The following is a 25,703-nucleotide window of genomic DNA, read 5'->3' on the forward strand; positions in this document are numbered from 1 at the left end:
ATCGGCGTGGAGTGGGAGTTCGATGCCGACGTCTTCCAATGGCGCGGCCCGGCACCGTACTTTTTCGTCGAAACCCCGCCGGACGTCGACGATTTCCTGCACGCGCAGTCGAGCGAACTGACCTACGGGTGGGGTGTCATCCCGGCGCAGGTGCGCATCGGGAGCACCGAGGTGACGACGTCGCTGATCCCGCGCGACGACGTCTACCTGGTCCCGCTGAAGGTGGCGTTGCGTCGTGCCGAGGACGTCGACGACGGCGATCGGGTGCAGATCCGATTACGGGTGGGAACCGCTAGGACGAACTGACGCGCCGGCTCAGGCGGTGGCGTCGAGGATCTTGATCGCGAAGACCAGGGAGTCACCGGGAAGGATGCCGGCGGCGGGCTGACCATTGGGGTAGCCGTCCGCCGACGTCATCGCCACGGCGACGGTCGAGCCGACGCGTTGACCGGCGATGGCCTTCTGGAAGCCCGGCACCACGCCGTTGAGCGGGAAGTCGACGGGGGTGCCGCGCTGGTAGCTGCTGTCGAACACGGAGCCGTCGCGTCCGTTGACACCCTGGTAGCAGACGGACACCGTCGCGTCGTCGCCGACGACGGCACCGGACCCGGCCTGCAGCGTGTGCACCTGAGTTTCGGCGACGGTGAACGGCGGGGTCACAGTGACGAGCGGAGCCGTGGAGTCGGTCGAGCCGGTGACGGCGACACTGCCGGTGGCACCGGGGAGGGTCCATTCGGCGGCGGTGGCGCTGCTCGGAGCGGCTGTCGGACACGCTGCTGCCTGAGCCTCAGAGGAACCGCAGGCGGTCAGGGCCAGGGTCGACCCGACACAGACGGCGACAGCGAGCGAGGACGGCAGACGGCGCAGAAGCATTCGTGCCACGCTACCGGCCCGCAGGTTTGAGGACGTGGTGGGTCTGGGCAATGAGGAACACATGAGCGACGACAACAAGGTGATAGTGGAACGGACCATCGACGCGTCCGCCGACGCTGTCTTCGACGTCCTGTCCAATCCACATCGGCATGCGGCCCTTGACGGCTCCGGATTCATCCGCAGTGTCGACCATGCCGACCGCATCCAGAAGGTCGGCGACGTGTTCACGATGAACATGGCCGGCGATCACATGGGTGGCGAGTACAAGACCGACAACCATGTCACCGGTTACGCCAAAGACAAGTTGCTGGCATGGCAGACCGCTCCCGCCGGCACCGAGCCTCCCGGCTGGGAATGGTTGTGGGAGATCGAGGCTCAGGGACCCAACGCGACACTGGTACGCCATACCTACGACTGGTCCAAGGTCACCGACAAGGATCTGCTGAAGAAGGTCAAGTTCCCGTTGGTGACCGAGGATCAGCTCAGCGACACCCTCTCTCGGCTGGCGGCCGAAACCTCGTCCTGAGCCGTCCGCCGGCCCACGTCAGACTGGGTTGATGCGCGCACTGGTGATGGACAGTATCGGCGGCCCGCTCTCGGTCCGGACCGTCCCCGATCCGAGTCCGCGACCCGACGGCGTCGTCGTCGCGGTGCGGGCCACCGGCTTGTGCCGCAGCGACTGGCACGCCTGGGCAGGACACGAGCATCTGACGCTCCCGCACGTTCCCGGCCATGAGCTGGCGGGCGTCGTGCAGGCGGTCGGCCCGGACGTGCGCTGCTGGGGGGTGGGCGACCGGGTGACTGTGCCGTTCGTGTGCGGGTGCGGAATCTGCACGTGGTGTCGATCCGGGAACTCACAGGTGTGCCCGCACCAGGAGCAGCCCGGGTTCACCTACTGGGGATCGTTCGCGCAGTACGTCGCGCTGCCCGCCGCCGACACCAACCTCGTGCGACTTCCCGACTCTGTCTCTTTCGCTGCCGCGGCCGGACTGGGATGCCGATTCGCGACCGCATACCGCGCTCTGACAGCCGTGGGCGGTGTCGAGCGCGGACAGTGGCTGACGGTCGTCGGCGCCGGAGGGGTCGGCTTGAGCGCGGTGATGATCGGCAAAGCGCTGGGCGCCAACGTGATTGCGGTCGACCGCACTGCCCGCGCACTGGTCGCCGCCACGGCTCTCGGTGCTGATCACACGCTCGCCGACGGCGCCGAGACAGCGGCACGGATTCACGAGATCACTGGCGGCGGAAGTCATGTGGGAGTAGACGCGGTGGGCTCCGAATCGGCGTGCGCGCTGTCCATCCTCAGCCTTCGCCGACGGGGTCGTCACGTGCAGGTCGGCTTGCTGCCTGCTGTCGACGGGCATCCACGCCTTCCCATGGATCGGGTGATCGCGTGGGAGCTCTCCGTGCTGGGCAGCCACGGAATGGCGGCGGCGGATTACCCGCCGATGGTGGCGATGATCGAACACGGCGACCTGCGACCGCAGGACCTGATCGAACGCACCATCAGCCTCGAGCAAGCAGCGGAGGCCCTGCCTGCCGTCGACAGCGCGTCGCCGGCCGGCATCACGATCATCGAGCCGAACGTTCGACGTTAAGCCGAACCCAGCGTGACCTGTGCGGTCCGCGTCGCGCCGCTGTCGTCGCGATAGGTGACAGACACCTGGTCACCCGGCGCCTTGGAGCGCACGGCCGCAGCCAGTGCCTCCGGCCCGTCGATGACCTGGTCGTTGATTTTCGTGATCACCGCTCCGCTGGACAGACCGGCCGCAGCGGCGGGGCTTCCGGCGGCCACCTGTGCGACGGCCGCGCCGTCTGAGCCACCCGTGTCGCCACCCGTGTCGGTGCCCAGTTGCACTCCCAGCGAGCCGTGGCTGGCCTTTCCGGAGGAGATCAACTCGTCGGCGATGCGCTTGGCCTGGTCGGACGGGATCGCGAACCCGAGTCCGATCGAGCCGCCGCCGGATCCGGACCCCATGCTGGCGCCGGCCGAATTCACGCCGATCAGGTCGCCGTTCATATCCACCAGCGGGCCGCCCGAGTTGCCGGGATTGATGGCGGCATCGGTTTGCAGGGCATCGAGAACGACGGGGGAGCTGCCCTCGCCGTCACCGGCGGCCACCGGCCGGTTCAGGGCGCTGACGATGCCTTTGGTGACCGTGCCCTGCAAGCCGAGCGGAGATCCGATGGCGACGACCTCCTGGCCGATCTTGACGCCCTTCGAGGAGCCGATCGTGATCGGCGTGAGGCCGCTGACGCCTTGGGCGCGCACAACAGCCAGGTCACCGGTGGGATCAGTGCCCACGACGGTGAACGGCACGCTGCGGCCGTCGGAGAACGTGACCGTCGCCGGGGATTCGCCTCCGTCGAAAGCCGCGGGCTGCGCACCCGTGCCGCCCGCAGCGACAGGCGCGACCACGTGGTTGTTGGTCAAGATCAGTCCATCGGGGCTCAGCACGATGCCCGATCCTTCGGCCATCCCCTGACCTGCGACGATCTGCAACTTGACGACACTGGGCATCACCTTGGCGGCGACAGCCTCCACCGAGCCCGGCGCGGCGTTGGCAGCGGGTTTCACCGGCTGGGCAGGAATCGCTGCTGGTGTCGTAGCGGCGGACTGCTGGTGGTCGTTCACGGCTACCGCAGCCGCCGCGCCGATGCCGCCGCCGGCGATGGCCACAGCCGCCGCGCCCGCGAGTACCAGAGCACGCGGGGTGCGCGACTGCCGGTTTCGGCGCGGCATGTGCGGCCCACCTGGTGCGGGCGGTTGCGGCCACGGTGTCGGGCTGCCGGGCACCGGGGTGTGGGGGGCAGGCCAGCTTCCGCGCGCCCAGTCGTGACTGTGCGGGGCAGGTGGGGGCGTGGTCGCCATCGGTGGTGTTCCCTTCGAAGATGGGCATGAAAGGTCGGTTGTCTCCAACCTGCCCACCGCAACTGAGACCCGACTGAGAGCACGCTCAGCAAACACCGAGAAGGTTGCGCTCAGCGGTAGAGGCTGGCCATCCCGTTGACGGGACCGAGGCCGTGACCGAGGGGGTAGGCCTCGCGGATGCACTCGGTCACCCACATTTTGCCGAACGCGACCGAGTCGGGAACCGAATAGCCGTGTGCCAACGCCGCCGTGATCGCCGCGCCGAGGGTGTCGCCGGCGCCGTGGTCGTCTCGGGTGTCCACCCGGGCAGCAGCGAACTCGTGGAATTCCGAACCGTCGAAGAGCAGGTCCGAGCTCACGTGGGAGGTTCGGAGGTGGCCGCCTTTGACCAGAGCCCACTGCGGTCCCAGCGCATGCAACGCCCGGGCCGCGGCGCGCTGGGTGTCGGCGTCGGTGACATCGATGCCCACCAGAAGTCGTACTTCGTCGAGGTTCGGCGTGACCAGCGTGGCCAACGGAATCAGTTCGTCGCGCATCGCATCGAGCGCACTGGGGTGCAGCAACGGCTCACCGGCATTGGATGCGCACACCGGATCGACCACGAAAGGGACTGTGCCGGTAAGCTTCTCGGCCGTCCAGGTGGCCACGATCGCCTGGATGATCGCCGTCGAGGCGAGCATGCCCGTCTTCGCTGCTTCGATCCCGATGTCGGAGGCCACTGCGCTGATCTGGGCGGCGACCACCTCTACTGGGATCTCGTGAAAAGCTCTGACACCCAACGAGTTCTGCACCGTCACAGCCGTCACCGCAGCGCAGCCGTGCACACCCAGCATCGCGAACGTGCGCATGTCGGCTTGCAGGCCGGCGCTGCCACCGGAGTCCGAACCCGCGATCGTCATCACGCGGCGCGGCGTCTGTCCGGGCGAAGTCAGCGGGAGACGGTTCGTCATCACGGGTGATTGTAAATGGCTGTTCGGCGCCGGGACGCTGATCTACGACGGGCGAAGCGCTCCCGGTTGGCCGAAGAGATAGCCCTGACCCCACGTGACGCCGAGTTCTGACAAGGTCGCCTGTTCGTCGTGTTTCTCGATCGCCTCGGCGATCGTCATGGCGCCCATCTCTGCGCAGAGCCGGACGATGGCGATCACCAGGGCACGTTTGGCCGGATCGCGGTCGATACCCGACGTGAGCGATCCATCGATCTTGATGATGTCCGGCCGCAGCTGCAGCATCTGCTTGAAGCTGGCGTAACCGGCTCCGGCGTCGTCGATCGCCAAACGAATACCTCTGTCCCGCAATGGCTTCAGAGCGTCAGCCAGGCCATCAGGAAACGGCTCGTGCTCGGTGATCTCCAGCACCAGCGGCGCACCCACAGCCAGCAAGGCATCGTGCAACCGGGCGTCCATAGCCGTCGAGGGACTGGCGTTCACGGCGAGGAAGCAGTCGGGAGGGACACTTCCGACCTCCGCGAGCACCGTGGACAGCGCAGCCAATTCGAGGGGAACACCGCGTCCGAGACGGCGGGCGACATCGAACCAGTAGGCAGGGGACCGTTCTGCGCCGCTGGGGAAACGACACAGACCCTCGAATCCCACGACGGATTCCGACGCCAGGTTCACGATCGGCTGGTATGCGGCCCGAAGCGGCGACGGCGCCGCCAGCAGGTCGTTCACGTGCTGGTGCAGCGCATCCTCACGCGCCATGTCGGGCAGCAGAACGGACGCCAGGAACTGTGCGGCCAGGTCGCGACCCTCGTGGTGGGGATCGCCGAGGAAGTCGTCGAGCATCGACGCGAGTTCGGTGTGTGACCCGATCAGAGCCGAGATGAAGCGGGCGGTCGCCTCCATCGCCGAGATGTCGCGTTCGGTGAATCGACACGTGTCGACAGCTGTGAGACTCAGTGCCCCGATCCCGTTGCCACGGTGCAGGAGCGGGATCACGACGAGGGACCCGATACCGAGGCGCGCACCGATGGTGCGGACCTCGTCTGTCAGATCAGGGTCCGCCAGCGGGTCGAGACTGATCTGCGGACGCCCGGTTTCGATGGCCCGCCCCTGGAACGTTCCCTCCCGGGGCAGAGTCAGCCCCAGTAGCGGTGCGACCAGACCGTGCGCCGAGACGACCACGAACCGGTCCTCGGGCGTCAACAGACTGACCGCCGCTCCGTCGGCTTTGGGCGTGAGGAGGCACATCTGCTCGGCGATCCTCTGCATGAGCGCTGAAGGATCGATGGACGCGTTGATCGCCGCGACGAGATTCTGCAACGTCGGACCCTAGCGACGTCCGCAATTCTCGTGGCTGATGCCCATTTCTGACTTCCTCCCCGCAGCTTGCGCTGGCTGCAGCCAACGTATCAGCGAGCGCTCGCCAGGTGTGCCGATACGCGAATCACTTGTCGTCGCGCCAGGCGAGCACGTCTTTGAGCGGACCGAGGTCGTAGCCGTCGTCGGCGGTGAGCTCGGTCTGGAACAACGTGACACCGGCCTCGCGGAAGCTGTCCGCGGTGTGCCTGTTCTGCCAGAGCGTCGAGCGTTCGATGTCCGCGCCGCTGCGGCCGAACGTTGCGGCCAGCTCGTCGACCCGGTCGCTGAGCCGGCGGAACGTGTCGAGTTCGGCGAATGCGTGCCAGATGTCGGCATGACGGGCGACGGCGGGGAGAGAGCGCTTGGGTCCCGTGCCGCCGATGAGGATCGGCAGCTTGCGCACGGGCGGCGGGATCAGCGCGGCGAGCCGATTCTCGATGCGGATCAGGCTCTCGTCGAACAGGTCGAAACGGGATCCGAAGGTGCCGAAGTCGTATCCGTAAGTGGTGTAGTCCTTTTCGTACCAGCCGGCGCCGAGGCCGAGGATGAGACGACCGCCGCTGATGTGATCGACCGTGCGCGCCATGTCCGCCAGCAGGTCAGGGTTGCGGTAACCCACGCCGGTCACGAGCAGCCCGATGTCGGCATGCGAGGTGATCTCGCCCCACGACGCCAGCGCCGTCCATCCCTCGAAGTTGGCGACGTCGGGTTGCACCTCGGACAGCACGGGCTTGCCGTCGACCAGGGCGTCCATCACCGGGCGGTGGAAGTGGTCGTAGCCGAAGATCACGTCGACCCCGAGATCGTCGGCAGCGACCACGGCATCGCGCCAGCTGCGGTAGTCAGGCGTTCCGCCGGGCTGAATCTGTACGGCTACACGGACGGGACGGGTCATGGGTGCTCCTGAGTCGGGGGAGGGGGGCGACTCTTGAGCCAATTCCGAAGCCGGCTCGTTTATTCCGACCCGAGCGGCGATGCGGGTTCAGCGCCGCACAGACTGGGCACTCTGGCACGAATCGCCGAGTCGGCGATCTTGCCCCCAGAGAGGACTCCGCGAACATGACGATGCCCAGCGACGCTGCCGACGCCGTCGAGCCGGCAGGCTCCAATGACGGGCCGCGCGATCACGAGGGGGTCGACACCGAGCACTCCGCTTACGTCGACGAGAACAACGTTCCCCACCCGGGGGATGCCAACGAGCAACGCTGACCCGCACCAAGAGGGGGCCTGGCAGTACCCGTATCGCGGGCATCTGCCTGACGTCTGGCCTACCGCCTAGCGTGCGAAGCGGCATCGATCCAGCGGTGCCGGCAAGCGCGGAAAGGCGACACGTGGTCATCAACCAGTTCTCGGCGCATCACGATCTCTTCGATCTGACGGGCAAGCGCGCGCTTGTCACGGGGGGTACGAAGGGCATCGGTCTGATGATCGCGCGCGGCCTGCTTCAGGCGGGCGCCGCGGTCGTCGTCAGTTCCCGTAGCGACGACGCATGCGCTCGTGCGGAGGCGGACCTGTCCGCATTCGGCGAGGTGAGCGCCGTGCCAGCCGATCTGTCGATGCACGAGGAGTGCACGCGGCTGGTCGACATCGTCACTGCGGAAGGCGGACGACTCGACATCCTCGTCAACAACGCGGGCGCCCTGTGGGATGAACCGCTGGACAGTTTCCCCGACGCTGCCTGGGACACGGTCATCGATCTCAACCTCAAGGCCCCGTTCTGGCTGGTGCAGGGTCTCCTACCGGCACTTCGGAGCGCCGGGACCGCCGACGATCCTGCACGGATCATCAACATCGGCAGCATCGCCGCCATCCACGTCCCACGTCGGCCCAATTACTCCTACTCCAGTAGCAAGGCCGCTCTGCATCAGCTGACCCGGGCGCTCGCCCTCGAATTGGGGCCACAGCACATCACGGTGAACGCGGTGGCCCCGGGACCGTTCCCGTCGGCCATGATGGCCGAAACGCTGGATGCACTGGGGGAGTCGATCGCGGCGTCGGCTCCGCTGCGCCGCATCGGTCGCGACGACGACATGGCGGGCGTCGCGGTGTTTCTCGCGAGCAGGGCAGGCGCCTACCTGACCGGTGCTGTCATCCCCGTCGACGGAGGCATCGCGACGACGGCGTGACGTCCTTCGGACCTACAGTGGGGCGGATGGAGGTCAGCCTGGATCTACGCGCCGAGATCCGAGAGTTCTTGACGTCGCGCCGAGCCCGCATTGCTCCGGAGACGGCCGGCTTGTCTGCGTACGGGCGTCGCCGTCGTGTGAAAGGCCTGCGACGGGAGGAGGTCGCGATGCTCGCGGGCGTCTCGGTCGAGTACTACGTACGCATCGAGCGCGGGAGTCTGGCCGGAACCTCCGACGGTGTCCTCGAGGCGCTCGCCACGGCGCTGCAACTCGACGCCGCGGAGCACGAGCACCTGTTCCGCCTCGCGCGCCGATCGGGAACACCGGGTGATCGGTCCCTGCCGTCATCGTGCGTCTCCGTACGTCCGGAGCTGCACGAGATGCTCGCCGCCTTTACCGGCGCCCCGGCGTGGATCCGCAATGCTCGCCACGATGTGCTCGCGATGAACGATCTCGGGCGCGCGCTGTATTCGCCGGTTCTGTCCGATCCCCGACGACCCGCCAACACCGCCCGCTTCGTGTACCTGGACTCCGTTGAGGCACAGAAGTTCTTCGTCGACTACGACAAGGTGGTGCACAACATGGCGGCGGTGCTGAGGTTGGAGTACGGGCGCAATCCACACGACGGGCAGCTCGATGCGCTGATCGGCGAATTATCCGCCGGCAGTGCGGTGTTTCGGCAGCAGTGGGCTTCGCAGGATGTCCGGCTGCACGGCTCGGGGTCCAAACGCGTGAACCATCCGGTGGTGGGCCGGCTCGAGTTGAACTACGAATCCATGGATCTGCCCAGCGATCCGGGACTGCAGTTGAATGTCTACACGGTGCCGGCTGTCGGAGAAGCAGCGGCGAAGATTGCGGAATTGGCTGCATGGGCTCGCGGGCAGTCTGCCGCGACAGGAATCGGCGCACCTGTCAGATGAGATACGTTCCGTGCCCCTCGATGACGAAATCGCCGGCGAAGCGCAGGACTTCGTTGACGAGCCCGCCCCGCTGGTTTCGGTAGTTGATGACGATGACGTCGACGCCTTGGTAGACGGCCTCGAGGGTGAAATGCAGATCGGGGCGCAGACTCAGCGCACGGACCCAGTAGTCGTGTAACGCCGCTTTGCCTTCGACCCGGCCGCCGGTCGCCGGGAGCACCTGCGCGGCGACCGGCGAGGTGAACACGACCGCGTCGTCGAAGTGGTCGAGGACTGCGTCCACGTCGTGAGCGTTCCACGCGTCGACCCACTGCTGGCTGAACGTCTCGGCATCGATCCCCATGCGGCACGCTAACGAGCCGAAGATGGCGCCGTCTACTGCTTTTCCGGTTGGCGACCGGACACGCAGAGATGGTTCTGCTCCGGGTCGGTCGCAGCCTCATACGAGCCTCCGCAGAGGGGGCAGGGGTCCACCGCATCGGTTCGGGCCGACGGATCGGGAGGCCGACCCGTGAGTGCCAACCGCAGGTGGAGGCGACCTCTTCCGTCTGGGGGATTCGAGTGCCTGACGAACTCCAACGCCGGCCCGGACGAGCCGCACTGCACGGACGTGAGCTCGGAATCGCTCCCGGTCACCGGTGCGTCGACGAGCGCAGCCCAGAACCGGCCGACGGTCTGCGGTTGCCTCGCCTGCGTGACGACCGCCGCGAGAGGACCGGAGTCGAGATACTCCTCGCGCGGTTCCAGGACGCAGAAAAGGTTGCCTTCGGGATCGGCCATCACACGCCACGGCACGTCACCCTGACCGATGTCGACATGCTGGGCGCCCAGGGCCAGTGCTCGCGCGACCAACGCTGCCTGGTGTGTCAGCGATGCCGAGGCCACGTCCAGGTGCTGGCGGTGGGGTTCGTGGTGCAACGCCGCCGACGGGAGGAACAGGAGGACAGTGCGGTGGGCGACCTCTATCACGCAGCTACCGGCGTCGGCGCGGAGACGGCACCCGAGCAGTTGCGCCCAGAACTCGCCCAGCAGCTGCGGATTCCGTGATTCCACCACCACGGTCATGCGGTCGACGCCCACGCCCCGACGGTAGCGCTTCCCCTGCCTGGACTCGGCAGTGCTGCAGCAGATGTGGTTTCTCTTCGAATGCCGACATACCGTTGTCGCGGGGCTGCCCGATGCTGTCGGTATGACCGAGAACGCAATCACGATGACGACGATCGAAGCGACCGCGGATGCGGCGCTCGCAGTGTGGCTGACGATGTGGAACAGCGGCGGCGAGATCGCCCGCCGCATCTGCAGTGACGATTTCCGGATTCACTTCCTGAACTCCGAGATCGACGGCTCGAACCCGGGTGACGACGTCCTCGGCGCGGAGAGCTTCGCCCGATACCTCGATGTGTATCGCGGGCGCCATCCAGACGTGGTCTTCACCGAGGTGAGCCGGGCCGTGGACGGTGCGCACGGGCGACTGCTGTGGGACGTGCGAACCGGAGACGTCCGTGCCGGAGGGGTCGATGTCTTCGACTTCACGGACGACGGGTTGATCAGACAGGTGTGGTCGGTGGGCGGAACGCGGCCGCACCGCGCCTGAGATCGGGGAGACTTGCGTCATGAGGCGGGCGGAGCGGTTGTACGCGCTGGTCGACCTCATGCGGGGATCACGCCGACCGATGTCTGCTGCACGGCTCGCTGAGGAATTCGCGGTGTCCAAGCGCACGATCGAGCGTGACATCCAGTCACTTCAGCTGGCGGGCGTCCCGATCTATGCCGATCGCGGGGCTTCGGGCGGATACTCGATCCTTCGCGAACACTCCCTACCTCCGTTGAATCTGACGGTCACGGAGTCGTTGGCGGCGCTGGCTGGGCTCGCCCTCCTCGAGACCTCGCCGTACGGTGCGGCGGCCCGGCGGGCTCGGGCGAAGGTCCTCGCGATCAGCAGAGAGGATCAGTTGGCGCCGGTCGACGAGGCGTTGGCATCGATGTTCGTCATCGACGCCGAACCTCCGACGGAGGCGGCGATCGCGCTCGTTCCCGAAGCGATCGCCGCCCGCAGGGTGGTTCGGCTCGAATACGTCGCCGAAGACGGACACACTCGCACCAAGCGGGACGTCGAGGCGATGGGGCTGCTACGCGGTGGTGATGCCTGGGTATTCGTCGGGTGGTGTCGCTTGCGCAAAGGCATCAGAGGTTTCCACCTCGACCGTATCCGGCACCTGGAGATCACCGACGAAGTCTTTTCCGAACGGGATCCTGCGGTGCTCGATGCCGACCTGTCGCGGTGGCGCACTCGTCGGCTCGGGTGAGTGTGCGGGGCTGGGCAGCACACCGCCGGGGAATTGGGCCCGTCTCGAGGTGGTTGAGGGAGCTGTGAAAAAGATCGGCTTCTTGTCCTTCGGGCACTGGTCAGACAGCCCTCACTCGAAGGTGCGCTCCGCAGCGGACGCCCTGCTGCAGTCGGTCGAACTCGCAGTGGCCGCCGAAGAGGTGGGTGCCGATGGTGCGTACTTCCGCGTGCACCACTTCGCCAGGCAGCTCGGCTCGCCGTTCCCGTTGCTCGCCGCAGCGGCTGCCCGCACCGATCGCATCGAACTCGGCACCGGCATCATCGACATGCGATACGAGAATCCGCTCTACATGGCCGAGGACGCAGGTGCTGCTGATCTGATTTCCGGCGGCAGACTCCAACTCGGCATCAGCCGTGGATCGCCCGAGCAGGTGATCGACGGCTACCGCTACTTCGGCTACCAACCCGGCGATGACGACACCGACGGCGCCGCGATGGCGCGCGAACACACGCGGGTATTCCTCGAGGTCTTGAAGGGGGAAGGGTTCGCGCACCCCAATCCCCGCCCCATGTTCCCGAACCCGCCCGGTCTCCTGAGAGTCGAGCCGCACTCGCCCGGTTTGCGAGAACGGATCTGGTGGGGTGCAGGCAGTCGATCCACTGCGGAGTGGACGGCCCAGCAGGGGATGAACCTGATGAGCTCCACGCTGCTGACCGAAGACACGGGCGTGCCCTTCCATCAGCTGCAGGCCGAGCAGATTCAGCGTTTCCGGGACGCATGGCGCGCGGCAGGTCACCAGCGCGAACCGCGTGTCTCGGTGAGCCGCAGCATCTTTCCGATCGTCAACGACCTGGACAAGCAACTGTTCTGGCACAACCGCAACAGCGCCGACGAGGTCGGGTTTCTCGACGGCGGCAAAGCCCGCTTCGGTAAAACCTATGCGGGCGAGCCCGACAAGCTCATTTCCCAGCTCGCCGAGGACGAGGCGATCGCCGCGGCTGACACTCTGCTGCTGACGGTCCCCAATCAGCTCGGCGTCGACTACAACGCGCACGTGATCGAGAGCGTGCTCACCCATGTCGCGCCAGAACTCGGGTGGCGGTGACGGATTCGAGGGGCGCCGCTGTCATGTCCGATTCGTTCAAGACAGTGGTGTGACGGCGATCTAACGTCACGCGTATGCACATTCGCCCCCTTGCTGCCGCCGTCGAGATCGTGACCGCCGACCTGGACACGTCCGTCCGTTTCTACCGCTTGGTCGGTCTGGTCGTCCCTGCCGGCGACGGCCCTCACATCGACATCGAACTTCCCGGTGGGAACCGTCTGATGCTCGACACGGAGGACACGATCGCGGGCATGCACCCCGGGTGGGCCCCGCCGACGTCGGCGGGGCGCGTCGCCCTCGCGTTCGGATTCGACCGGCCTGCAGACGTCGATGCGGTGTTCAGCCGGCTGACCGCAGCCGGACATCCCGCATCGTTGGAGCCGTTCGACGCCCCGTGGGGGCAGCGCTATGCGACGGTGCTGGATCCCGACGGAACCTCGGTCGATTTGTTTGCGGCACTGACAAACTGACGAACGGAGACGCCCGCGAACTCGCGCATCTCCCGCGAGAGGTGCGCCTGATCTGCGTACCCGCTCACCTGCGCCACGTCCGCGGCCGTATCACCGGCTCTCAGCTTGTGGACCGCTGCACGGAACCGCAGGATGCGCCGCAGCGTCGATGGGCCGTATCCGTACACAGCCGTGCAGTGCCGGTGCAACGTCCGTGTCGAGCAGCCGATCTCCTGTGCCACCGACGTGGCCGACGCACCTGCAGCGAACCGAGCCGTGACATGGGCCAGTTGTGCCGCCGGCCACGGCGCGGTGTCGGCGACGGCATCTCGGGTCAGCAGATGCGTCGCCACATCCAGCATCGTGCCGCGCGGAACGTCATATCGCACATCGCTGAGTACCACACGGGCGCCGACGAATTCAGAAGCGGGAATCCCGAGCAGGCGGGGTAACGCACCAGGGCGGAACCGGATTCCGGTGGCGCCCGCACTGCGGTGACCGGTGACATGAGCGGTGGCGTCCGGTCCGGCGATCACCACGTCGCCATCCATCTCGATGAGATCCATACATCCGTCGGGCAGGATGCGTGCCGCGCCGGCAGCTTCGGCCACCCACCGGCACTCCGCAAGATTCTCGAGCGGCACTGGTGCCGCGAACTCGGAGTAACTCATCACCGTCAGGTTAGCGACCCGGCGTTTAGGCGGCACCGGAGCGGGAAGCCGGGCGGTCGACCTGAGTGGGCACATGCAGTGGTGCCCGCCCACGACAGAGGGGGCGCAATGGCCGCAGACCGCGGAGCCAAGGAAACCATCAAGAGCGTCGTCAAGGACGCGAAAGACAAAGTGGTAGAGGTCGCCGAACGGATGCAGCAGCACAGTCCGAGCTACATTCCCGGCGCACCGGGACCGGAGCCGGCTCCCTTCGATGAGCCGACATCTGCGCGCGAGCCGCTACCGCCGAAGCCGGATCAGGGCGGACCCGATCTCCGGACTGCGACAGGCACGGCCGTCGGTGGCGGTCAGACCGCCCGCGGACAGCAGGGGGAGTACCTCACCACGGCCCAGGGCGCGCGCCTGTACGACACCGACCACTCTCTGAAGGCCGGACGGCGGGGGCCGACACTCCTGCAGGACCATCACCTGCGGGAGAAGATCACCCACTTCGATCACGAGCGAATCCCGGAGCGCGCGGTCCACGCCCGCGGCGCGGCCGCACACGGCGTGTTCCAGGCCAACGGCGCCGCCGAAAAGATCACTGCCGCTGGCTTCCTGACGTCGGGCGCGAAAACCGATGTCTTCGTGCGCTTCTCGACGGTGCTTGGGTCTCGCGGATCAGCGGACACCGTCCGCGACACCCGCGGTTTCGCGACGAAGTTCTACACCGACGAGGGCACGTTCGACCTCGTCGGCAACAACATTCCCGTGTTCTTCATCCAGGACGGCATCAAATTCCCCGACGTCGTCCATGCCGCCAAACCCCACCCCGATCGCGAGATACCTCAGGCCCAGAGCGCGCACGACACCTTCTGGGACTTCGTGTCCCTTCACACCGAAGCCCAGGCGCACACCATGTGGAACATGTCCGACCGAGGAATTCCGCGGTCCTATCGCATGATGGAGGGCTTCGGCGTCCACACGTTCCGGCTCACGGGTCCAGATGGTTCGACCTCTCTGGTCAAGTTCCACTGGAAGCCGCGCCTCGGTGTGCACTCGCTCGTGTGGGAGGAGGCGCAAATCGCGGCCGGAATGGATCCCGATCTCCACCGCCGCGACCTCGCCGATGCTATCGAGAAGGGCGCGTACCCCCAGTGGGAGCTCGGTGTGCAGGTCATGCCGGACACCCCGGATCAGATGTTCGAGGGCATCGACCTGCTCGACCCCACCAAGCTGGTGCCCGAAGAACTGGCGCCGGTTCAGGTGATCGGGACCATGGAGCTGAATCGCAATCCCACCAACTACTTTGCCGAGACCGAGCAGGTGGCTTTCCATCCCGGACACCTCGTTCCGGGTATCGACGTCACCGACGATCCGCTGCTGCAGGCTCGACTCTTCTCGTACCTGGACACTCAACTCAGCCGGCTGGGCGGCCCGAACTTCGGGCAGATCCCGATCAACCGTCCGCACGCACCCGTCAACGACATGCTCCGCGACGGTTTCCACCAACACGGCGTGCATCCGGGCGTTGCGCCCTACCACCCGAATTCACTCGACGGCGGATGCCCGTTCTTCGCCGGCGCCGATACCGGCGCGTTCATCGAGGCGCCCGCCGTGGTGACCGAATCGACGAAAGTCCGTGCGGCCCCGGCCTCCTACGATGACCACTTCAGCCAGGTGACGATGTTCTACCGCAGCCTCAGTCCTGTCGAGCAGGCCCATGTGGCCGACGCGTACACGTTCGAACTGGGCAAGTGCTACGAGCAGGCGGTCAAGGAGCGGCAGCTGGCGGTGCTGGCGAACATCGACACCGAGCTGTGCGCGACGGTCGCCGCGGGGCTGGGTCTCGAGCCGCCGGCACCCACCGTGCCGCCCGCCGAGCCGACTGTGCTGAGCCCGGCGGTGAGTCAGGTGGGCCGGCAGTGGCCGGTGGAAGGCCGCAACATCGGCATACTCGTCGGTCCCGACTCCGACGTCAGCGACGTCTCGACCGTGGTCGACGCGCTCGGGGCGGCGAAGCTGGTACCCCTGGTGATCGCGCCGCACGGCGGCACGCTGGCCCACGATGGCGGCAGCGTACCGATCACTCGCACGTATGCGACCGCGCGGTCGATCGAATTCGATGCCCTGGTCGTCGCCGGCTCGCCCGGCACTGTCCAGGCCAAGATCCTCGTCGACGAGGTGTTCCGGCACTTCAAGGGCATCGCGGTCCTGCCGCAGGGCACAGACCTGCTGACGCGAGCTGGGGTGACCGACGGCGCTGAGGGTGTGTTGAGCGGGTCCGAGGCCTCAGCGCTCGCCGCCTCACTGATCGAGAGTCTCGGCGAGCACCGGGTGTGGAGCCGCGACGTCGCAGTCTGAACCCGGACGGCGCCGATGAGTCGAGATGTCAGAAATGGCAGGGACTCACGGCGCTGTCAGGGGGTATCGCACGGGGGTCAGTGAACGATAAACGGAGGTGCAGGACATGGCGTCAGGCGTGGCAACGGTGTGGTTACCGGTCAAGGACATGAAGCGCGCGTTGAGCTTCTACAGCGACACCCTCGGTCTCGAGGTGAAGAAAGAGACGGACGAGTGGTCCGAGTTGGACGCCAACGGGTTGATGATCGGCCTCAACGCTCGCGAGTCGACCGGAGCGGACGGCGGTGGTGGCGCGCTGCTGACGTTCCAGCCAGACGGCAGTATCGACGATGAGGTGTCGCGATTGAAGGCCGAAGGTGTGTCGTTCGTCGGTGACATCAGCGATCACCCGTGGGGCCGGATTGCCTCCTTCAGGGACTCAGAGGGCAACGATCTTCAGGTGTACGAGCCGCCGTCCTAGGCACCTACAGTTCAGCTCGAGGTCCCCCGAAGCGCGGGTCGTTACGTGACACCCGACCACCCGGCCACAGTCAGCACGTGATCCGCGGTCCCGCCCAGTGTGATGGGATCGTGCACCCCGTCCAGGGTCCTGACGGGCAGGGGGATGACCGGCCGGCGCGCGAGTGACACGCGAATGAACGCATACCGCGGATCACCCTGTGCTGTACCGAAGTTGTGGCGATATGCGTGGATCACCACATCGACGAAGTCGGGATTGTCGAACGCGCTGATCAGTTGTCGGAGACCGTCGGCCAGCGCGGTCCGCTCACCCGAGCGCTCTCAAGGACGAGCCGCGGCGTCATGTCGTCGGAAGCGTGCACCGGCCAACCGTCAGCGTTGCCGTCTTTCGCGAGGACGCTGGACGTCAGTCCCGTGCCCGCAACGCGGCGAGCGGGCAGGCCGTGACCGCCGACGCGGCGTGATTCTGGAGATGATCGGGAATCGACTCGTTCTCGTGGCTGAACATCAGCTGACCGTCGTCGTCCAGTTCGAATAACTCCGGGGCCCGTTCGGTGCACAGGCCGTGGCCCTCACAGAGATCCCATGCGACGTCGATGTGCACGATCAGCTCTCCTTCTTTTGAGATGAGGCGGCCTTCGGTCGCCGTGGGATGAGTTCCACCGGCAGCGATTCCCAGCGGTAGATGATGTTGTTGATCGCTCGTACCCCAGGGCCGATGCGACGGATTCGCTCGACCCGGTCACACAACGCCGACAGGATCGCCGCGGTCTCCATCCGGGCCAGGCCCTGACCGCCGCAGGTGTGGGTCCCGTGCCCGAAGCCGAGTTGTCCTGTCGTGTCGCGGTGAATGTCGAACCTGTCCGCCTCACCGAACACGGCTCCGTCGCGGTTCGCCGAAGCGAAGAGGACCAGCAGTTGCGAACCACCCGGGATGACGTGGCCCGCAAGCGAGGTCGCACCGTTCACGCGTCGAGTGAAGGCCCGCAACGGGGACGCGTGCCGAACCACCTCGTTCACGGCGTTCGACATCAGCGTGCGGTCGCGGCGCAGGTCTTCGAACTGCTCGGGATGGTCGGCGAAGAGCTGCACAGCAGCGGCGATGATGCTGGCGGTGGTGTCGATCGAGGGTGCAAGCACATCGATCAGCAGCAAGGCGCACTGGGACTTCGTCAGGGCGCCGGTCTCGACGGCCTGCAGCAGTTCGTCGGCGATGCCACCGGGCGCGACGTCGCCCGTGCGCACCAACCTCGCGACGAACAGCCGCATTGCGATGACCCCGGGCAGGGACCGCAGGAACAGCCTGTTGGCCGGCCCGGCGTAGTCGAAGGCGGCGACTCCCCAGGACAGCAGATTGTCCCGACCTCGGGCCGGCCATCCCATCATGTCGGGCACGACGGTCATCGGCATCGCCAGGGCCATGTCGGCCACACCGTCGACTCGACCCTTTCGGATCGCACTGTCGACGATGTCAGCAGCCATCGACTCGATATCGGGCTTCAGCGACCTCAGAGCCCGCGGTGTCAGGCGTGCGGTGACCAACGCGCGGCGCGCTCGATGTGGCTCGCCGTCACTGACGATGGTCGTCTTGCGACCGGTCAGCTGGGCGAGGCGGGTCATCGCAACCGCATTCCCTGACCGAAACGAATCGTCATCGGCGAGTGCGGCGCGCACCGAATCGTAGCGCGCAGCGGCGTACATCCGGTGCCTGCTCAACCACACCACAGAACCGAGCTCACGCAGTGCCGCATAGTGCGGGTACGGATCCGCGATCGCCGACGCCGAGAAGACATCGCGGTCGTAGACAGGTAGGGGCTGGCTCGAAAGTGAGTGCGCTGATTGCATTTCCGTAAGCGACGCAAGCGAGTGCGGGCACCGCGTGGCGTGTTCGTCGCGCTGTTCTCGGGTCACCGTCTCAGCAAACAGGGAACGTGCCAGTCATGTCCTGGACTGCAGACCAGGGATGTCGCACCGGGTTGCCCTCGGATGCAACGACGGCAGCCCCGCGCTCATGTCCCTGTCTTTCCACCGAGGTGGGCGCACAGATCGAGCGCCGCAACGACGATGCTGTCGGTGTCGATGCCGTGATAGCGGTACACGGATTCGAGGTCCCCGACCTGCCCGAATGAGCTGACTCCCAACGACTTACACCGCACCCGATTGATCGTCGCGAGAAATGCCAAGGTGTGAGGGTGCCCGTCGAGCACCGTGACCATCGGTGCGGCTCGCTCGGCCGGGAAGACCTGATCCAGAATCCACGCTGGCTCCTCGGCCAGCCCATCGCGAGCACGAAGGGCGCGGTAGAGCAGGTCGGGGCTCGTCACGCAGACGACTTCTGCCTCGACGCCCAGATCCGCGAGCCGGTTCGCAGCGTCCACGGCTTCGGTGACCAAGGCACCCACGGCCGCGATGCAGACGGCGGGCGTGACGGCCGGACGCAAGGTGTACGCACCGGCGAGGACATGGCGGCGACGGCGGTCCCGGGCGGCGGGATCTGAAGGAATTCCGGCCAACTCCTGACGCACCGGACGAGTGGACAGCCGTAGGTAGGACGATGTTCCGTCGGGTCTGCCCAGATGGGCGATGCAATGCAGCAGGATCCACTCGACTTCTGTGGCGAAAGCCGGCTCGTAACTGATGCAGCCAGGCTGCTCGAGACCGATGGACGGCGTCGTGATCGACTGGTGCGCGCCACCTTCGGCAGCCAGCGTGACCCCGGACGGGGTGCCGACCAGGATGGACTGCCCACCGGCGTAGATCCCGAAGGACCAGGGTTCCAGTGCGCGTTCGACGAACGGGTCGTAGAGCACGCCGATGGGAAACAGGGGTTGACCCCATCGGCTCCACGTGGCACCCAGCTCGCCCAGTAGGCCGACCAGATTGACCTCGGCGATGCCGAGCTCCATGTGTTGGCCCGTCGGTCGTTCACGCCAGTGCATGATGGTGTCGGCGTCATCGGCGAACCAATCCGGCCGCTCCGACGGCGACCACACGCCCACCTTGTTCAGCCAGCCCGCCAGGTTGGTGCTCGAGCTGACATCCGGGCTCACAGTGACCACGCGCCGTGCCACGTCCGGCGCGTCGCGGGTGAGGTCGAGCAGCGTACGTCCCAGTGCACTCTGGGTATTGGACAGTGCCGGCGGGGTGCGCCCGATGTCAGTCGGCACCCGTGGTGGTTCGACGCGGCGAACGTCCTCCCGACGTAAGCGTTCGGCGACCCGCCGGCACAGCCGGCCGTGTGCCGACTGAGGATCGAACCGGCGAAAGGGCTGCTGCGGATCCTCGCCCACGGTGTGAGCCAGCTCGGCGAACTGTTCGTCGGTCAGAAGCGACGAGTGGTTCTGGGGATGTCCTTGAACGGGCAGGCCATAACCCTTGATGGTGTAGGCGAGGATGACTGTGGGGCGGGTGTCGTCGATCTGCTGGTAGGCGTCCAGCATCGTCGTGAGGTCGTGGCCGCCGAGATTGGCGATCGCCCGAACGAGGGTGGCATCGTCGAGGTCGGCGATCACCGCGGCCACTCCGGCCGATTCCTTCCCGTCGCCGGGCAACCTGGTGCGCAGTTCTTCGGCCGAACACCGCAGCAGGCGTTGGTATTCGGGATTGGGCATGGTCAGGATGCGGGAGCGCAGGTCGTCGCCGCCCGGGCGGCTGAACAACGTCTCGAGCAGAGTTCCGAACTTCACGGTGATGACCTGCCATCCCGCGGCCGCGAACATCGCCTCCAGTCGTCCCGAGGCGATGTGGGGAACCACTCGGTCCAGGGACTGGCGATTCATGTCGACGATCCAGACGATCTCGCCGAGTTCCGGCACCACCGGATCCAGTACTGCTTCCCAGATCGCGCCCTCATCGAGTTCCGCGTCGCCGACGAGAGAGTACTGGCGGCCGGATGCGGCTCCACCGAAAGCAGTTTCGACATAGCGTCGAGCAAAGGTGGCCCAAATCGGCGCGGTAGCTCCGATACCCACCGACCCCGTCGAATAGTCGACCGGGTCGGGGTCTTTGGTCCGGCTCGGGTAACTCTGCAGCCCACCGAACTCTCGCAGGGTGGTCATGTGGCGCTCGTCGAGTAACCCGAGCAGGTAATTGATGCTGTGGAGCACTGGGGAGGCATGGGGTTTCACCGACACCCTGTCTCCGGCCTCGAGTTGCCCGAAGTACAGCGAGGTCATGATGCCCACGATCGACGCAGACGACGCCTGATGGCCACCGACTTTCAAGCCACTCGGGTTCGGGCGTATCCGATTGGCGTGGTGCACCATTGCCGTCGACAACCACAGGACACGCGTGGCGATCTCGTCGAGGTCCGACACGAATGCCGGATCCGTGGCAGCGGGCACGGACGCGGGCGGATGGGCGAGCGTCACTGTGTCACCTGTCCTTCGGTCTCGGCGGAGTGTTCTCCGGAATGGGTGCTCGCATGGGGGTAGACCTCACTCCACGAGCGCTCGACAAACGTCCGGAGTGCGTCGACCGACGTCGGGCCGGTGCGGGAGCGCCACACCACGTGCCCATCGGGTCGCACCACGACGGCGCCGTGCTCGCCGACCTCGAGCAGGTCGACGGCGCGGCCTTCGGCCTCGGTGCGGACCACGGCGACGATCGACAGCGGCGCGGATACTGGTGCGCCGGCGAGGGCCTCGGCCCAGCCGTGTGGGTCGGCGGTGAACAGTGTGAGTCCTCGCGGCCTGATCCTGTCGTGAGTCGACCATTCGGCCGCGTTCTCGTCGGTGATGATCGCGTGTGGTAGGCGCGCACCCGGGTGCGTGGTCGGGTGGTACAGGGCGACGTCTCCTTCGGGACACGGTCCTTCCGCGGTGTCGATCAGCGCACTCCGGTAGGCATAGCCGAACTCCAGACCGCTGGCCACGAAGTGTTCTTCCTGCCCGGGTATCGCCTCCGCCATCCGACGTCGCAGTCGCGTGCTGCGCGCGTTCTCCTTGAGCAGACGCCGAGTTCGCGACGTCTGAGCCGTGGTCAGTGCGTCCGCGACACGCGCGATCACCCGATGGGGGACCCAGTTCAAGGGCAGCTTGCCGATGAGCTCGGTCGCGCGGTGCAGCGATCGGTTGGTGATTCCCAGGGGTGCGGTGACCTGGTCGAGAGTGAAGTGGTTGTGGGTGCTCTGCGTGGCGAACCGCTCGATGACGGGCCGTCGTTCGGCCTCATAGGTGTCGAGCAAGGAGTCCGGTGCGTCGTCGCACAGCACAGCGGCAACCTTCCAGGCGAGGTTGTGAGCGTCCTGAACGCCGCTGTTGAGCCCGAAGCCACCCGTGTGGGGGAATCGGTGCGCGGCGTCTCCGACGAGGAGGAGCGGCCCCCGGCGGAATCGGTCGGCGATCTGCTTGGTCATGGTCCAGGTTCCGGTCGAACGAATTCGGTAGTCCTCGGATCCGATCACGTCGGGAAGGATCGCGTTCCAGTATCGACGACTCGCACTCGCGATCGCCTGACTGGCATGCAGATACGGAGTCATCAACACGTAGTCGTCGTCCGCGTGGGCGATCATCACCCCGCTGAAGCGCGGATGGTAGATCCAGCTCAGTAGCGGTCGGCTCGTGCCAGTCGGGTAGAGGCCGGGTGCGTGGAAGAACACACTTCCCATATTGGCCAGGACAGGTCCGGTCATGGTGATACCGGCGGCGTCGCGCAACGAGCTGTTCGCGCCGTCCGCGGCGACGACGATTCGGGGCACGGCGACAACAGGATCGCTGCCCGCCGACCGCAGAATCACCCTTCTGCCGGCCAGTTCCGCGCGGGTGCCGCGGCGGAAATCGATGAGGGGCTCGTTGTCCACGGCGTTCCACAGCTGCGGCATGAGCAGATGTTGACCGATGTGCGAGATGAGATGGGGGCTGTGGGTGCGAACCTCGGCGAGTCGGTCCGGTTGGGAGAGCAGATCGATCTCCCCGATCGGATCAGAACGGACGTCGGTGCACCAGCGGATGATGTTGACGCTGTCGATCGGTGGTGTGATCGTGTTCAGGGCGGCGCCCAAGGCAGGGGAGGCCTGATTCCAGATTTCCAAGGTCCGTGCGTTGATGACGTGCGCAGCCGGGTGAAGGCGCGTGTCGTGACGCTCTTCGATGAGCGTGCTGGAGACGCCGTAGCGAGCCAGCAGTAGCGCCATCGTGGACCCCGCGGCGCCGGCACCGACGATGATTACTGGTTCATTGGCCATGTGTCACAGCGTCTTCCAGGTGATGGCGCGCTTGTTGGACCGCTGCTTGGTGCCGGGACGGGTGCCGGCGCCCCGGGTGAGGAGCTGCTGTCGGTCGGCACCGCCGCGAAGCTGCTCGAGCAGATAGTCCGGGTCGATGTTGGTGCCGATCGGGTTGTCGTCGAAGTCCCTGCTGTTGAAGTAATCCGCCGTCTGCTGCGCCGTGGGGAAGTTCTCGGTCTGGAATTCCAGCCGGATCCCCTCGGGGTCTTCGTAGTAGAGGCTGGTCGTGGGCCCGTGATTGATGGCCCACACCGGGGTGATGCCGACGCCCTTGAGGCGTTCGTAGGTCAGCAGCAACTTCTCCACCGTGACGAAGGTGAAGGCCAGGTGGTCGATGCCGTAGGTCTTGCGGCGCCACCGGGACAGAGGGAAGACATAACGCAGCGGTGGGGGGAGTTTCACCAATGCCAATCGGTGGCTCTCGTGATCCCATGTGAGAAAGGCGATCTGACTGTCTTCGTGAACAACACGGGCGCCGAAGACATGGCCGTACCACTCGATCATCTCGGCGCTTCGCGCGGTCTTGACCACCCAGTGCGCGATGAAGTCGGGCACCAGGCGGTCGGGCAGCTCGTCGAGGTCCGGCGCGTGGACGGTGTCGTCTTCGTCCTTGGCAGGTTGCGACGGATGTTGCAAGGGATGAGGTGTCGCGCTCATGATTCGAGTTCTCCTGTCAGCGATTGGCGGCGGTGATGGTGGTGCGCTGGGTGCCCAGGTCGAGTGTTCCGGCGGCGTTGCGGATGGAGGCGGTCACGACATCTCCGGGCCGTAGATACGGCTTGCGCTGGTTCATCTTGACGAATGCGGCCCATAGCTTGTTCTCGGGAAGCAGTGCGGTGGCCAGGCGTCGGACCACGGCCGGCGGCGAGCCCGCCACGATGCCGTGCGGGGTGCCGGTCAGCAGAACGTCTCCGGGGTCGGAGTTGCAGAATTCGCTCAGCTCGCGCAGCGTTTCGGCGGGCTTGTAGAGCATGTTCGCGGTGTTGTCGGTCTGGCGTAACGAACCGTTGACCTCCAGTCGCAACTCGAGATCGTCCAACAGCGGGAAGTCTTCCGGCTCCAGCACCGCCAGCACCGGCCCCAGGGGGCAGAATCCGCGATAGCTCTTGCCCTTGAGGAATTGTCCCTGCGGCAGCTGAACGTCTCTGGCGGAGAGGTCGTTGGCGATGGTGACTCCGAAGACGTACTCGTGCAGATTCTCGGCGGTGACGGTGACCGGTGCGTCGACTCCACCGCGCAGAACCAGCGCGAGTTCGATCTCGTAGTCGAGCAGGCTCACATGAGCGGGCCGCGTGACCGGGTCACACGGTCCGGTGACGGCCGCGTCGGTCTTGTCGAAGAACAGATTGAACTCGCGCGCGTCGGGGTCCATCCCGGACTCGATGGCATGCTGACGGTAGTTGGCGCCCTGGCACATCACCCGGCACGGAACGGTGACGGGGGAGAGCAGGGCGACATCGGCCACGTTCACCTCGGCGGGCCGCGAAGCCGCTGCCGTCCAATCCGATTCGCCGTGGCGGATCAGGTCGGCGGTGCGCGGGTAGTCACCGCTCAGCGGTGCGATGTGACCACCGTCGAGTACTCCCCACGAAGCGCGCTTGTCGAGCTCGTATCGGACGAGGTGGACGACCATCGACAACTCCCGGGTCTGCCGGTCGTTCGACCGGCTCGACGACCAGTCAACTGCGCGTCAACCCGGCGAATCCTGTGCTCGAATCCAGATTCGGCGGGGCAGGCTGAGCTCTCAGTCCAAGGGGTGTGGCGCCGGCCGCAGCACCGCGTCACCGAGTTCTTCGGCAAGGGCGAGCGCGGCGTGCAGCTGGAGTCGTCGCACCGTTGCGGGCTGACCTCGGAGTTGTTCAGCGCGTTGCACCCGGTAGGCGACGGTGTTGCGCGCGATCTGGAGGTCGGCTGCGGCACCGGCCAGGCTCCGGTCCCGATCGAGGTAGCACTTGAGCGTGTGACGCACTGTTCTGGTCGAATCGGCGCTGCCGGCCAGTTCTCCCAGTTCGCGCAGAACGAACTCCCGGGCGGCGGGCAGGTCGGCGCTGAGCATCGCGACGATGTCGACGTCTTCATAACGGAACGCCCAGTCCTGCCGTGTGGACATCGAGCCGAGCCGCGCTGCCTCCGCGGCCCGTCGGTGACTCTGCCGAAAACCGTCGACACCGGACCCTGCCGTTCCGATTGCGACACGAACGCCCGGCGGCGGTGAGATCGCGGGGATGACGGGCTCAGGCGGTGTCGATGTCCGCGAGCCCCACGCCCACACCCGCTGCGCGCCTACGGGGAGTACGAGGGTCGACGCACACCCGGCGGCGGAGAGCATCTGCGCCGCAACGGCTTTCAGGTGCGTCGGTTCCGCGGTTGCCGCAGCCCCGGTCCACACGACGATTCCGAGATGCCAGCGAGTCAGGTCGTAGCCGAGAATGCGGGTGGCACGGTCCATGGGCACAGCGTTGCCGGCCAGCAGGTCCTCGACGATCTGGGTGCGCAGAGCTGCCGAACCCGCTATCCATTCCTCGTGCGCGCGCGTGTACTCCTCGGCCATGCGCGTGGTGAGGACGTCGACGATGCCCAACAGCGCCTCGTTGATGCGCCGCATCTCGGTGAACCGTTGCGCCTCCGGTACCACACGTTCGGCAGCGTCGAGCAGCACGCCGACCGCGGTGGAATGGGCGAGATGAATGCTGCGGAGCATGTGCTCGATGCCGATGCCGCGCGCCACGACCTCCGTGGGCCCCGCGAGGATTTCGGGCATCTGCGCGAAAGACACGTCGTCGTCAAGCGCGATCAACGACAGCGCACCGAGTGCCACGGCTTCGCACCCTTTTGCGACCTCGCTGGCGATCACGTCCACTGCCAGCTCCGGGATCGCGGTGGTGACGCGCGCCGCCATGAATGCGCCCAGTTCGACAGCCCAGCCGACCGGACCGGGACCCAACTGCGCGGCGAGCATCTGGGCGCGCTCAGGCAACACGGAGTTCGCGGGGAATGCCTCGGGTGCCGAGGCTTCCAGCTCGGCGAACCAGGGTCTCATCGCCGGGTACGTGCCGACGTTCCGGCGG

27 protein-coding genes are annotated in these 25,703 nt (G+C 66.5%); 12 read left to right on the forward strand and 15 right to left on the reverse strand.

Annotated features, from left to right (window positions below; genetic code table 11):
• Positions 1 to 6: 6 nt before the first annotated feature.
• A complete protein-coding gene (locus ACZYYX_RS19245) occupies positions 7 to 306 on the forward strand; it encodes a DUF1905 domain-containing protein (protein ID WP_463816194.1) in 300 nt (99 codons plus the stop codon).
• Positions 307 to 315: 9 nt separating this feature from the next.
• Here the strand turns inward: ACZYYX_RS19245 and ACZYYX_RS19250 are convergent, their stop codons facing one another.
• On the reverse strand, positions 316 to 873 hold the full coding sequence (locus ACZYYX_RS19250) for an FKBP-type peptidyl-prolyl cis-trans isomerase (protein WP_463816195.1): 558 nt from the start codon (positions 871 to 873) through the stop codon (positions 316 to 318).
• Positions 874 to 934: 61 nt separating this feature from the next.
• On the opposite strand from ACZYYX_RS19250, the gene ACZYYX_RS19255 reads away from it, so the two are divergent.
• Positions 935 to 1,399, forward strand: coding sequence for an SRPBCC family protein (locus ACZYYX_RS19255; RefSeq protein WP_463816196.1), 465 nt, complete (start codon positions 935 to 937; stop codon positions 1,397 to 1,399).
• Positions 1,400 to 1,430: 31 nt separating this feature from the next.
• Positions 1,431 to 2,471 carry a zinc-dependent alcohol dehydrogenase family protein gene (locus ACZYYX_RS19260; RefSeq protein WP_463816197.1) on the forward strand — a complete coding sequence of 347 codons (1,041 nt, stop codon included), beginning with the start codon at positions 1,431 to 1,433 and terminating at the stop codon, positions 2,469 to 2,471.
• On the opposite strand, the gene ACZYYX_RS19265 is transcribed toward ACZYYX_RS19260, so the two are convergent.
• The 4 genes from ACZYYX_RS19265 to ACZYYX_RS19280 all read right to left on the reverse strand — a co-directional run bounded on the left by ACZYYX_RS19265 (position 2,468) and on the right by ACZYYX_RS19280 (position 6,943).
• On the reverse strand, positions 2,468 to 3,745 hold the full coding sequence (locus tag ACZYYX_RS19265) for a S1C family serine protease (RefSeq protein WP_463816198.1): 1,278 nt from the start codon (positions 3,743 to 3,745) through the stop codon (positions 2,468 to 2,470). The genes ACZYYX_RS19260 and ACZYYX_RS19265 overlap by 4 nt on opposite strands.
• 110 nt (positions 3,746 to 3,855) lie before the next feature.
• Entirely contained in the window at positions 3,856 to 4,695 is an 840-nt protein-coding gene (gene thiD, locus ACZYYX_RS19270; protein WP_463816199.1) for a bifunctional hydroxymethylpyrimidine kinase/phosphomethylpyrimidine kinase, read from the reverse strand.
• Between the two features lie 42 nt (positions 4,696 to 4,737).
• Entirely contained in the window at positions 4,738 to 6,009 is a 1,272-nt protein-coding gene (locus ACZYYX_RS19275) for a sensor domain-containing phosphodiesterase (protein ID WP_463816200.1), read from the reverse strand.
• A 124-nt stretch (positions 6,010 to 6,133) separates the two neighbouring features.
• Positions 6,134 to 6,943, reverse strand: coding sequence for an LLM class F420-dependent oxidoreductase (locus ACZYYX_RS19280; RefSeq protein WP_463816201.1), 810 nt, complete (start codon positions 6,941 to 6,943; stop codon positions 6,134 to 6,136).
• Between the two features lie 164 nt (positions 6,944 to 7,107).
• On the opposite strand from ACZYYX_RS19280, the gene ACZYYX_RS19285 reads away from it, so the two are divergent.
• From ACZYYX_RS19285 to ACZYYX_RS19295, 3 genes are all read left to right on the forward strand, one after another.
• Positions 7,108 to 7,257 carry a hypothetical protein gene (locus ACZYYX_RS19285; RefSeq protein ID WP_463816202.1) on the forward strand — a complete coding sequence of 50 codons (150 nt, stop codon included), beginning with the start codon at positions 7,108 to 7,110 and terminating at the stop codon, positions 7,255 to 7,257.
• A gap of 122 nt (positions 7,258 to 7,379) precedes the next feature.
• Entirely contained in the window at positions 7,380 to 8,174 is a 795-nt protein-coding gene (locus ACZYYX_RS19290) for an SDR family oxidoreductase (RefSeq protein ID WP_463816203.1), read from the forward strand.
• A 26-nt stretch (positions 8,175 to 8,200) separates the two neighbouring features.
• Positions 8,201 to 9,094: a helix-turn-helix transcriptional regulator gene (locus ACZYYX_RS19295; protein WP_463816204.1), complete on the forward strand. Its 894-nt coding sequence runs from the start codon at positions 8,201 to 8,203 to the stop codon at positions 9,092 to 9,094.
• Here the strand turns inward: ACZYYX_RS19295 and ACZYYX_RS19300 are convergent.
• Both ACZYYX_RS19300 and ACZYYX_RS19305 read right to left on the reverse strand, forming a co-directional pair.
• Complete coding sequence (locus ACZYYX_RS19300) at positions 9,087 to 9,437, reverse strand: nuclear transport factor 2 family protein (RefSeq protein ID WP_463816205.1); 351 nt, start codon at positions 9,435 to 9,437, stop codon at positions 9,087 to 9,089. The two genes, ACZYYX_RS19295 and ACZYYX_RS19300, sit on opposite strands and share 8 nt — an antisense overlap.
• A 32-nt stretch (positions 9,438 to 9,469) precedes the next feature.
• Positions 9,470 to 10,174 carry a VOC family protein gene (locus ACZYYX_RS19305; RefSeq protein ID WP_463816206.1) on the reverse strand — a complete coding sequence of 235 codons (705 nt, stop codon included), beginning with the start codon at positions 10,172 to 10,174 and terminating at the stop codon, positions 9,470 to 9,472.
• Positions 10,175 to 10,283: 109 nt separating this feature from the next.
• Here ACZYYX_RS19305 and ACZYYX_RS19310 point away from each other — a divergent pair, with 109 nt between their 5' ends.
• From ACZYYX_RS19310 to ACZYYX_RS19325, 4 genes are all read left to right on the forward strand, one after another.
• Positions 10,284 to 10,688, forward strand: a complete 405-nt coding sequence (locus tag ACZYYX_RS19310) for a nuclear transport factor 2 family protein (protein ID WP_463816207.1) — start codon at positions 10,284 to 10,286, stop codon at positions 10,686 to 10,688.
• 19 nt (positions 10,689 to 10,707) lie between these two features.
• The gene (locus ACZYYX_RS19315; protein ID WP_463816208.1) at positions 10,708 to 11,400 is read left to right on the forward strand and encodes a helix-turn-helix transcriptional regulator; all 693 of its coding nucleotides are present in this window, start codon (positions 10,708 to 10,710) and stop codon (positions 11,398 to 11,400) included.
• Between the two features lie 64 nt (positions 11,401 to 11,464).
• Positions 11,465 to 12,487, forward strand: a complete 1,023-nt coding sequence (locus ACZYYX_RS19320) for an LLM class flavin-dependent oxidoreductase (protein WP_463816209.1) — start codon at positions 11,465 to 11,467, stop codon at positions 12,485 to 12,487.
• Positions 12,488 to 12,561: 74 nt separating this feature from the next.
• A complete protein-coding gene (locus ACZYYX_RS19325) occupies positions 12,562 to 12,957 on the forward strand; it encodes a VOC family protein (protein ID WP_463816210.1) in 396 nt (131 codons plus the stop codon).
• Here ACZYYX_RS19325 and ACZYYX_RS19330 read toward each other — a convergent pair.
• Entirely contained in the window at positions 12,894 to 13,607 is a 714-nt protein-coding gene (locus tag ACZYYX_RS19330) for a helix-turn-helix domain-containing protein (protein WP_463816211.1), read from the reverse strand. The two genes, ACZYYX_RS19325 and ACZYYX_RS19330, sit on opposite strands and share 64 nt — an antisense overlap.
• A gap of 108 nt (positions 13,608 to 13,715) precedes the next feature.
• Between ACZYYX_RS19330 and ACZYYX_RS19335 the strand changes: the two genes are divergently transcribed.
• Both ACZYYX_RS19335 and ACZYYX_RS19340 read left to right on the forward strand, forming a co-directional pair.
• The gene (locus ACZYYX_RS19335) at positions 13,716 to 15,950 is read left to right on the forward strand and encodes a catalase (RefSeq protein WP_463816212.1); all 2,235 of its coding nucleotides are present in this window, start codon (positions 13,716 to 13,718) and stop codon (positions 15,948 to 15,950) included.
• A gap of 106 nt (positions 15,951 to 16,056) precedes the next feature.
• Complete coding sequence (locus ACZYYX_RS19340; RefSeq protein ID WP_463816213.1) at positions 16,057 to 16,410, forward strand: VOC family protein; 354 nt, start codon at positions 16,057 to 16,059, stop codon at positions 16,408 to 16,410.
• A gap of 405 nt (positions 16,411 to 16,815) precedes the next feature.
• Here ACZYYX_RS19340 and ACZYYX_RS19345 read toward each other — a convergent pair whose 3' ends face one another.
• The 7 genes from ACZYYX_RS19345 to ACZYYX_RS19375 all read right to left on the reverse strand — a co-directional run bounded on the left by ACZYYX_RS19345 (position 16,816) and on the right by ACZYYX_RS19375 (position 25,675).
• Positions 16,816 to 17,013 (reverse strand): ferredoxin, encoded by a 198-nt coding sequence (locus ACZYYX_RS19345; RefSeq protein ID WP_463816214.1) that lies wholly within the window; start codon positions 17,011 to 17,013, stop codon positions 16,816 to 16,818.
• Positions 17,014 to 17,015: 2 nt separating this feature from the next.
• Complete coding sequence (locus tag ACZYYX_RS19350) at positions 17,016 to 18,254, reverse strand: cytochrome P450 (protein ID WP_463816215.1); 1,239 nt, start codon at positions 18,252 to 18,254, stop codon at positions 17,016 to 17,018.
• 164 nt (positions 18,255 to 18,418) lie between these two features.
• On the reverse strand, positions 18,419 to 20,752 hold the full coding sequence (locus ACZYYX_RS19355) for a transketolase-like TK C-terminal-containing protein (protein WP_463816512.1): 2,334 nt from the start codon (positions 20,750 to 20,752) through the stop codon (positions 18,419 to 18,421).
• A 23-nt stretch (positions 20,753 to 20,775) separates the two neighbouring features.
• On the reverse strand, positions 20,776 to 22,593 hold the full coding sequence (locus ACZYYX_RS19360) for an FAD-dependent monooxygenase (protein ID WP_463816216.1): 1,818 nt from the start codon (positions 22,591 to 22,593) through the stop codon (positions 20,776 to 20,778).
• A 3-nt stretch (positions 22,594 to 22,596) separates the two neighbouring features.
• The gene (locus ACZYYX_RS19365; protein WP_463816217.1) at positions 22,597 to 23,292 is read right to left on the reverse strand and encodes a VOC family protein; all 696 of its coding nucleotides are present in this window, start codon (positions 23,290 to 23,292) and stop codon (positions 22,597 to 22,599) included.
• Positions 23,293 to 23,308: 16 nt separating this feature from the next.
• The gene (locus ACZYYX_RS19370; RefSeq protein WP_463816218.1) at positions 23,309 to 24,268 is read right to left on the reverse strand and encodes a fumarylacetoacetate hydrolase family protein; all 960 of its coding nucleotides are present in this window, start codon (positions 24,266 to 24,268) and stop codon (positions 23,309 to 23,311) included.
• A 111-nt stretch (positions 24,269 to 24,379) separates the two neighbouring features.
• Positions 24,380 to 25,675: a PucR family transcriptional regulator gene (locus tag ACZYYX_RS19375; protein WP_463816219.1), complete on the reverse strand. Its 1,296-nt coding sequence runs from the start codon at positions 25,673 to 25,675 to the stop codon at positions 24,380 to 24,382.
• Positions 25,676 to 25,703: the final 28 nt, after the last annotated feature.

It is taken from the genome of Mycobacterium sp. IDUB_1 (assembly GCF_055419625.1).

Bases quoted from the DNA above. Each gene is read 5' to 3' on its own strand.
- ACZYYX_RS19255 (WP_463816196.1), top strand. From the start codon at position 935: ATGAGCGACGACAACAAGGTGATAGTGGAACGGACCATCGACGCGTCC.
- thiD (WP_463816199.1), bottom strand. From the start codon at position 4,695: ATGACGAACCGTCTCCCGCTGACTTCGCCCGGACAGACGCCGCGCCGC.
- ACZYYX_RS19280 (WP_463816201.1), bottom strand. From the start codon at position 6,943: ATGACCCGTCCCGTCCGTGTAGCCGTACAGATTCAGCCCGGCGGAACG.
- ACZYYX_RS19260 (WP_463816197.1), top strand. From the start codon at position 1,431: ATGCGCGCACTGGTGATGGACAGTATCGGCGGCCCGCTCTCGGTCCGG.
- ACZYYX_RS19365 (WP_463816217.1), bottom strand. From the start codon at position 23,292: ATGAGCGCGACACCTCATCCCTTGCAACATCCGTCGCAACCTGCCAAG.
- ACZYYX_RS19375 (WP_463816219.1), bottom strand. From the start codon at position 25,675: ATGAGACCCTGGTTCGCCGAGCTGGAAGCCTCGGCACCCGAGGCATTC.
- ACZYYX_RS19330 (WP_463816211.1), bottom strand. From the start codon at position 13,607: ATGAGTTACTCCGAGTTCGCGGCACCAGTGCCGCTCGAGAATCTTGCG.
- ACZYYX_RS19335 (WP_463816212.1), top strand. From the start codon at position 13,716: ATGGCCGCAGACCGCGGAGCCAAGGAAACCATCAAGAGCGTCGTCAAG.
- ACZYYX_RS19350 (WP_463816215.1), bottom strand. From the start codon at position 18,254: ATGCAATCAGCGCACTCACTTTCGAGCCAGCCCCTACCTGTCTACGAC.
- ACZYYX_RS19370 (WP_463816218.1), bottom strand. From the start codon at position 24,268: ATGGTCGTCCACCTCGTCCGATACGAGCTCGACAAGCGCGCTTCGTGG.
- ACZYYX_RS19265 (WP_463816198.1), bottom strand. From the start codon at position 3,745: ATGGCGACCACGCCCCCACCTGCCCCGCACAGTCACGACTGGGCGCGC.
- ACZYYX_RS19315 (WP_463816208.1), top strand. From the start codon at position 10,708: ATGAGGCGGGCGGAGCGGTTGTACGCGCTGGTCGACCTCATGCGGGGA.
- ACZYYX_RS19250 (WP_463816195.1), bottom strand. From the start codon at position 873: ATGCTTCTGCGCCGTCTGCCGTCCTCGCTCGCTGTCGCCGTCTGTGTC.
- ACZYYX_RS19300 (WP_463816205.1), bottom strand. From the start codon at position 9,437: ATGGGGATCGATGCCGAGACGTTCAGCCAGCAGTGGGTCGACGCGTGG.
- ACZYYX_RS19285 (WP_463816202.1), top strand. From the start codon at position 7,108: ATGACGATGCCCAGCGACGCTGCCGACGCCGTCGAGCCGGCAGGCTCC.
- ACZYYX_RS19360 (WP_463816216.1), bottom strand. From the start codon at position 22,593: ATGGCCAATGAACCAGTAATCATCGTCGGTGCCGGCGCCGCGGGGTCC.
- ACZYYX_RS19325 (WP_463816210.1), top strand. From the start codon at position 12,562: ATGCACATTCGCCCCCTTGCTGCCGCCGTCGAGATCGTGACCGCCGAC.
- ACZYYX_RS19295 (WP_463816204.1), top strand. From the start codon at position 8,201: ATGGAGGTCAGCCTGGATCTACGCGCCGAGATCCGAGAGTTCTTGACG.
- ACZYYX_RS19310 (WP_463816207.1), top strand. From the start codon at position 10,284: ATGACCGAGAACGCAATCACGATGACGACGATCGAAGCGACCGCGGAT.
- ACZYYX_RS19340 (WP_463816213.1), top strand. From the start codon at position 16,057: ATGGCGTCAGGCGTGGCAACGGTGTGGTTACCGGTCAAGGACATGAAG.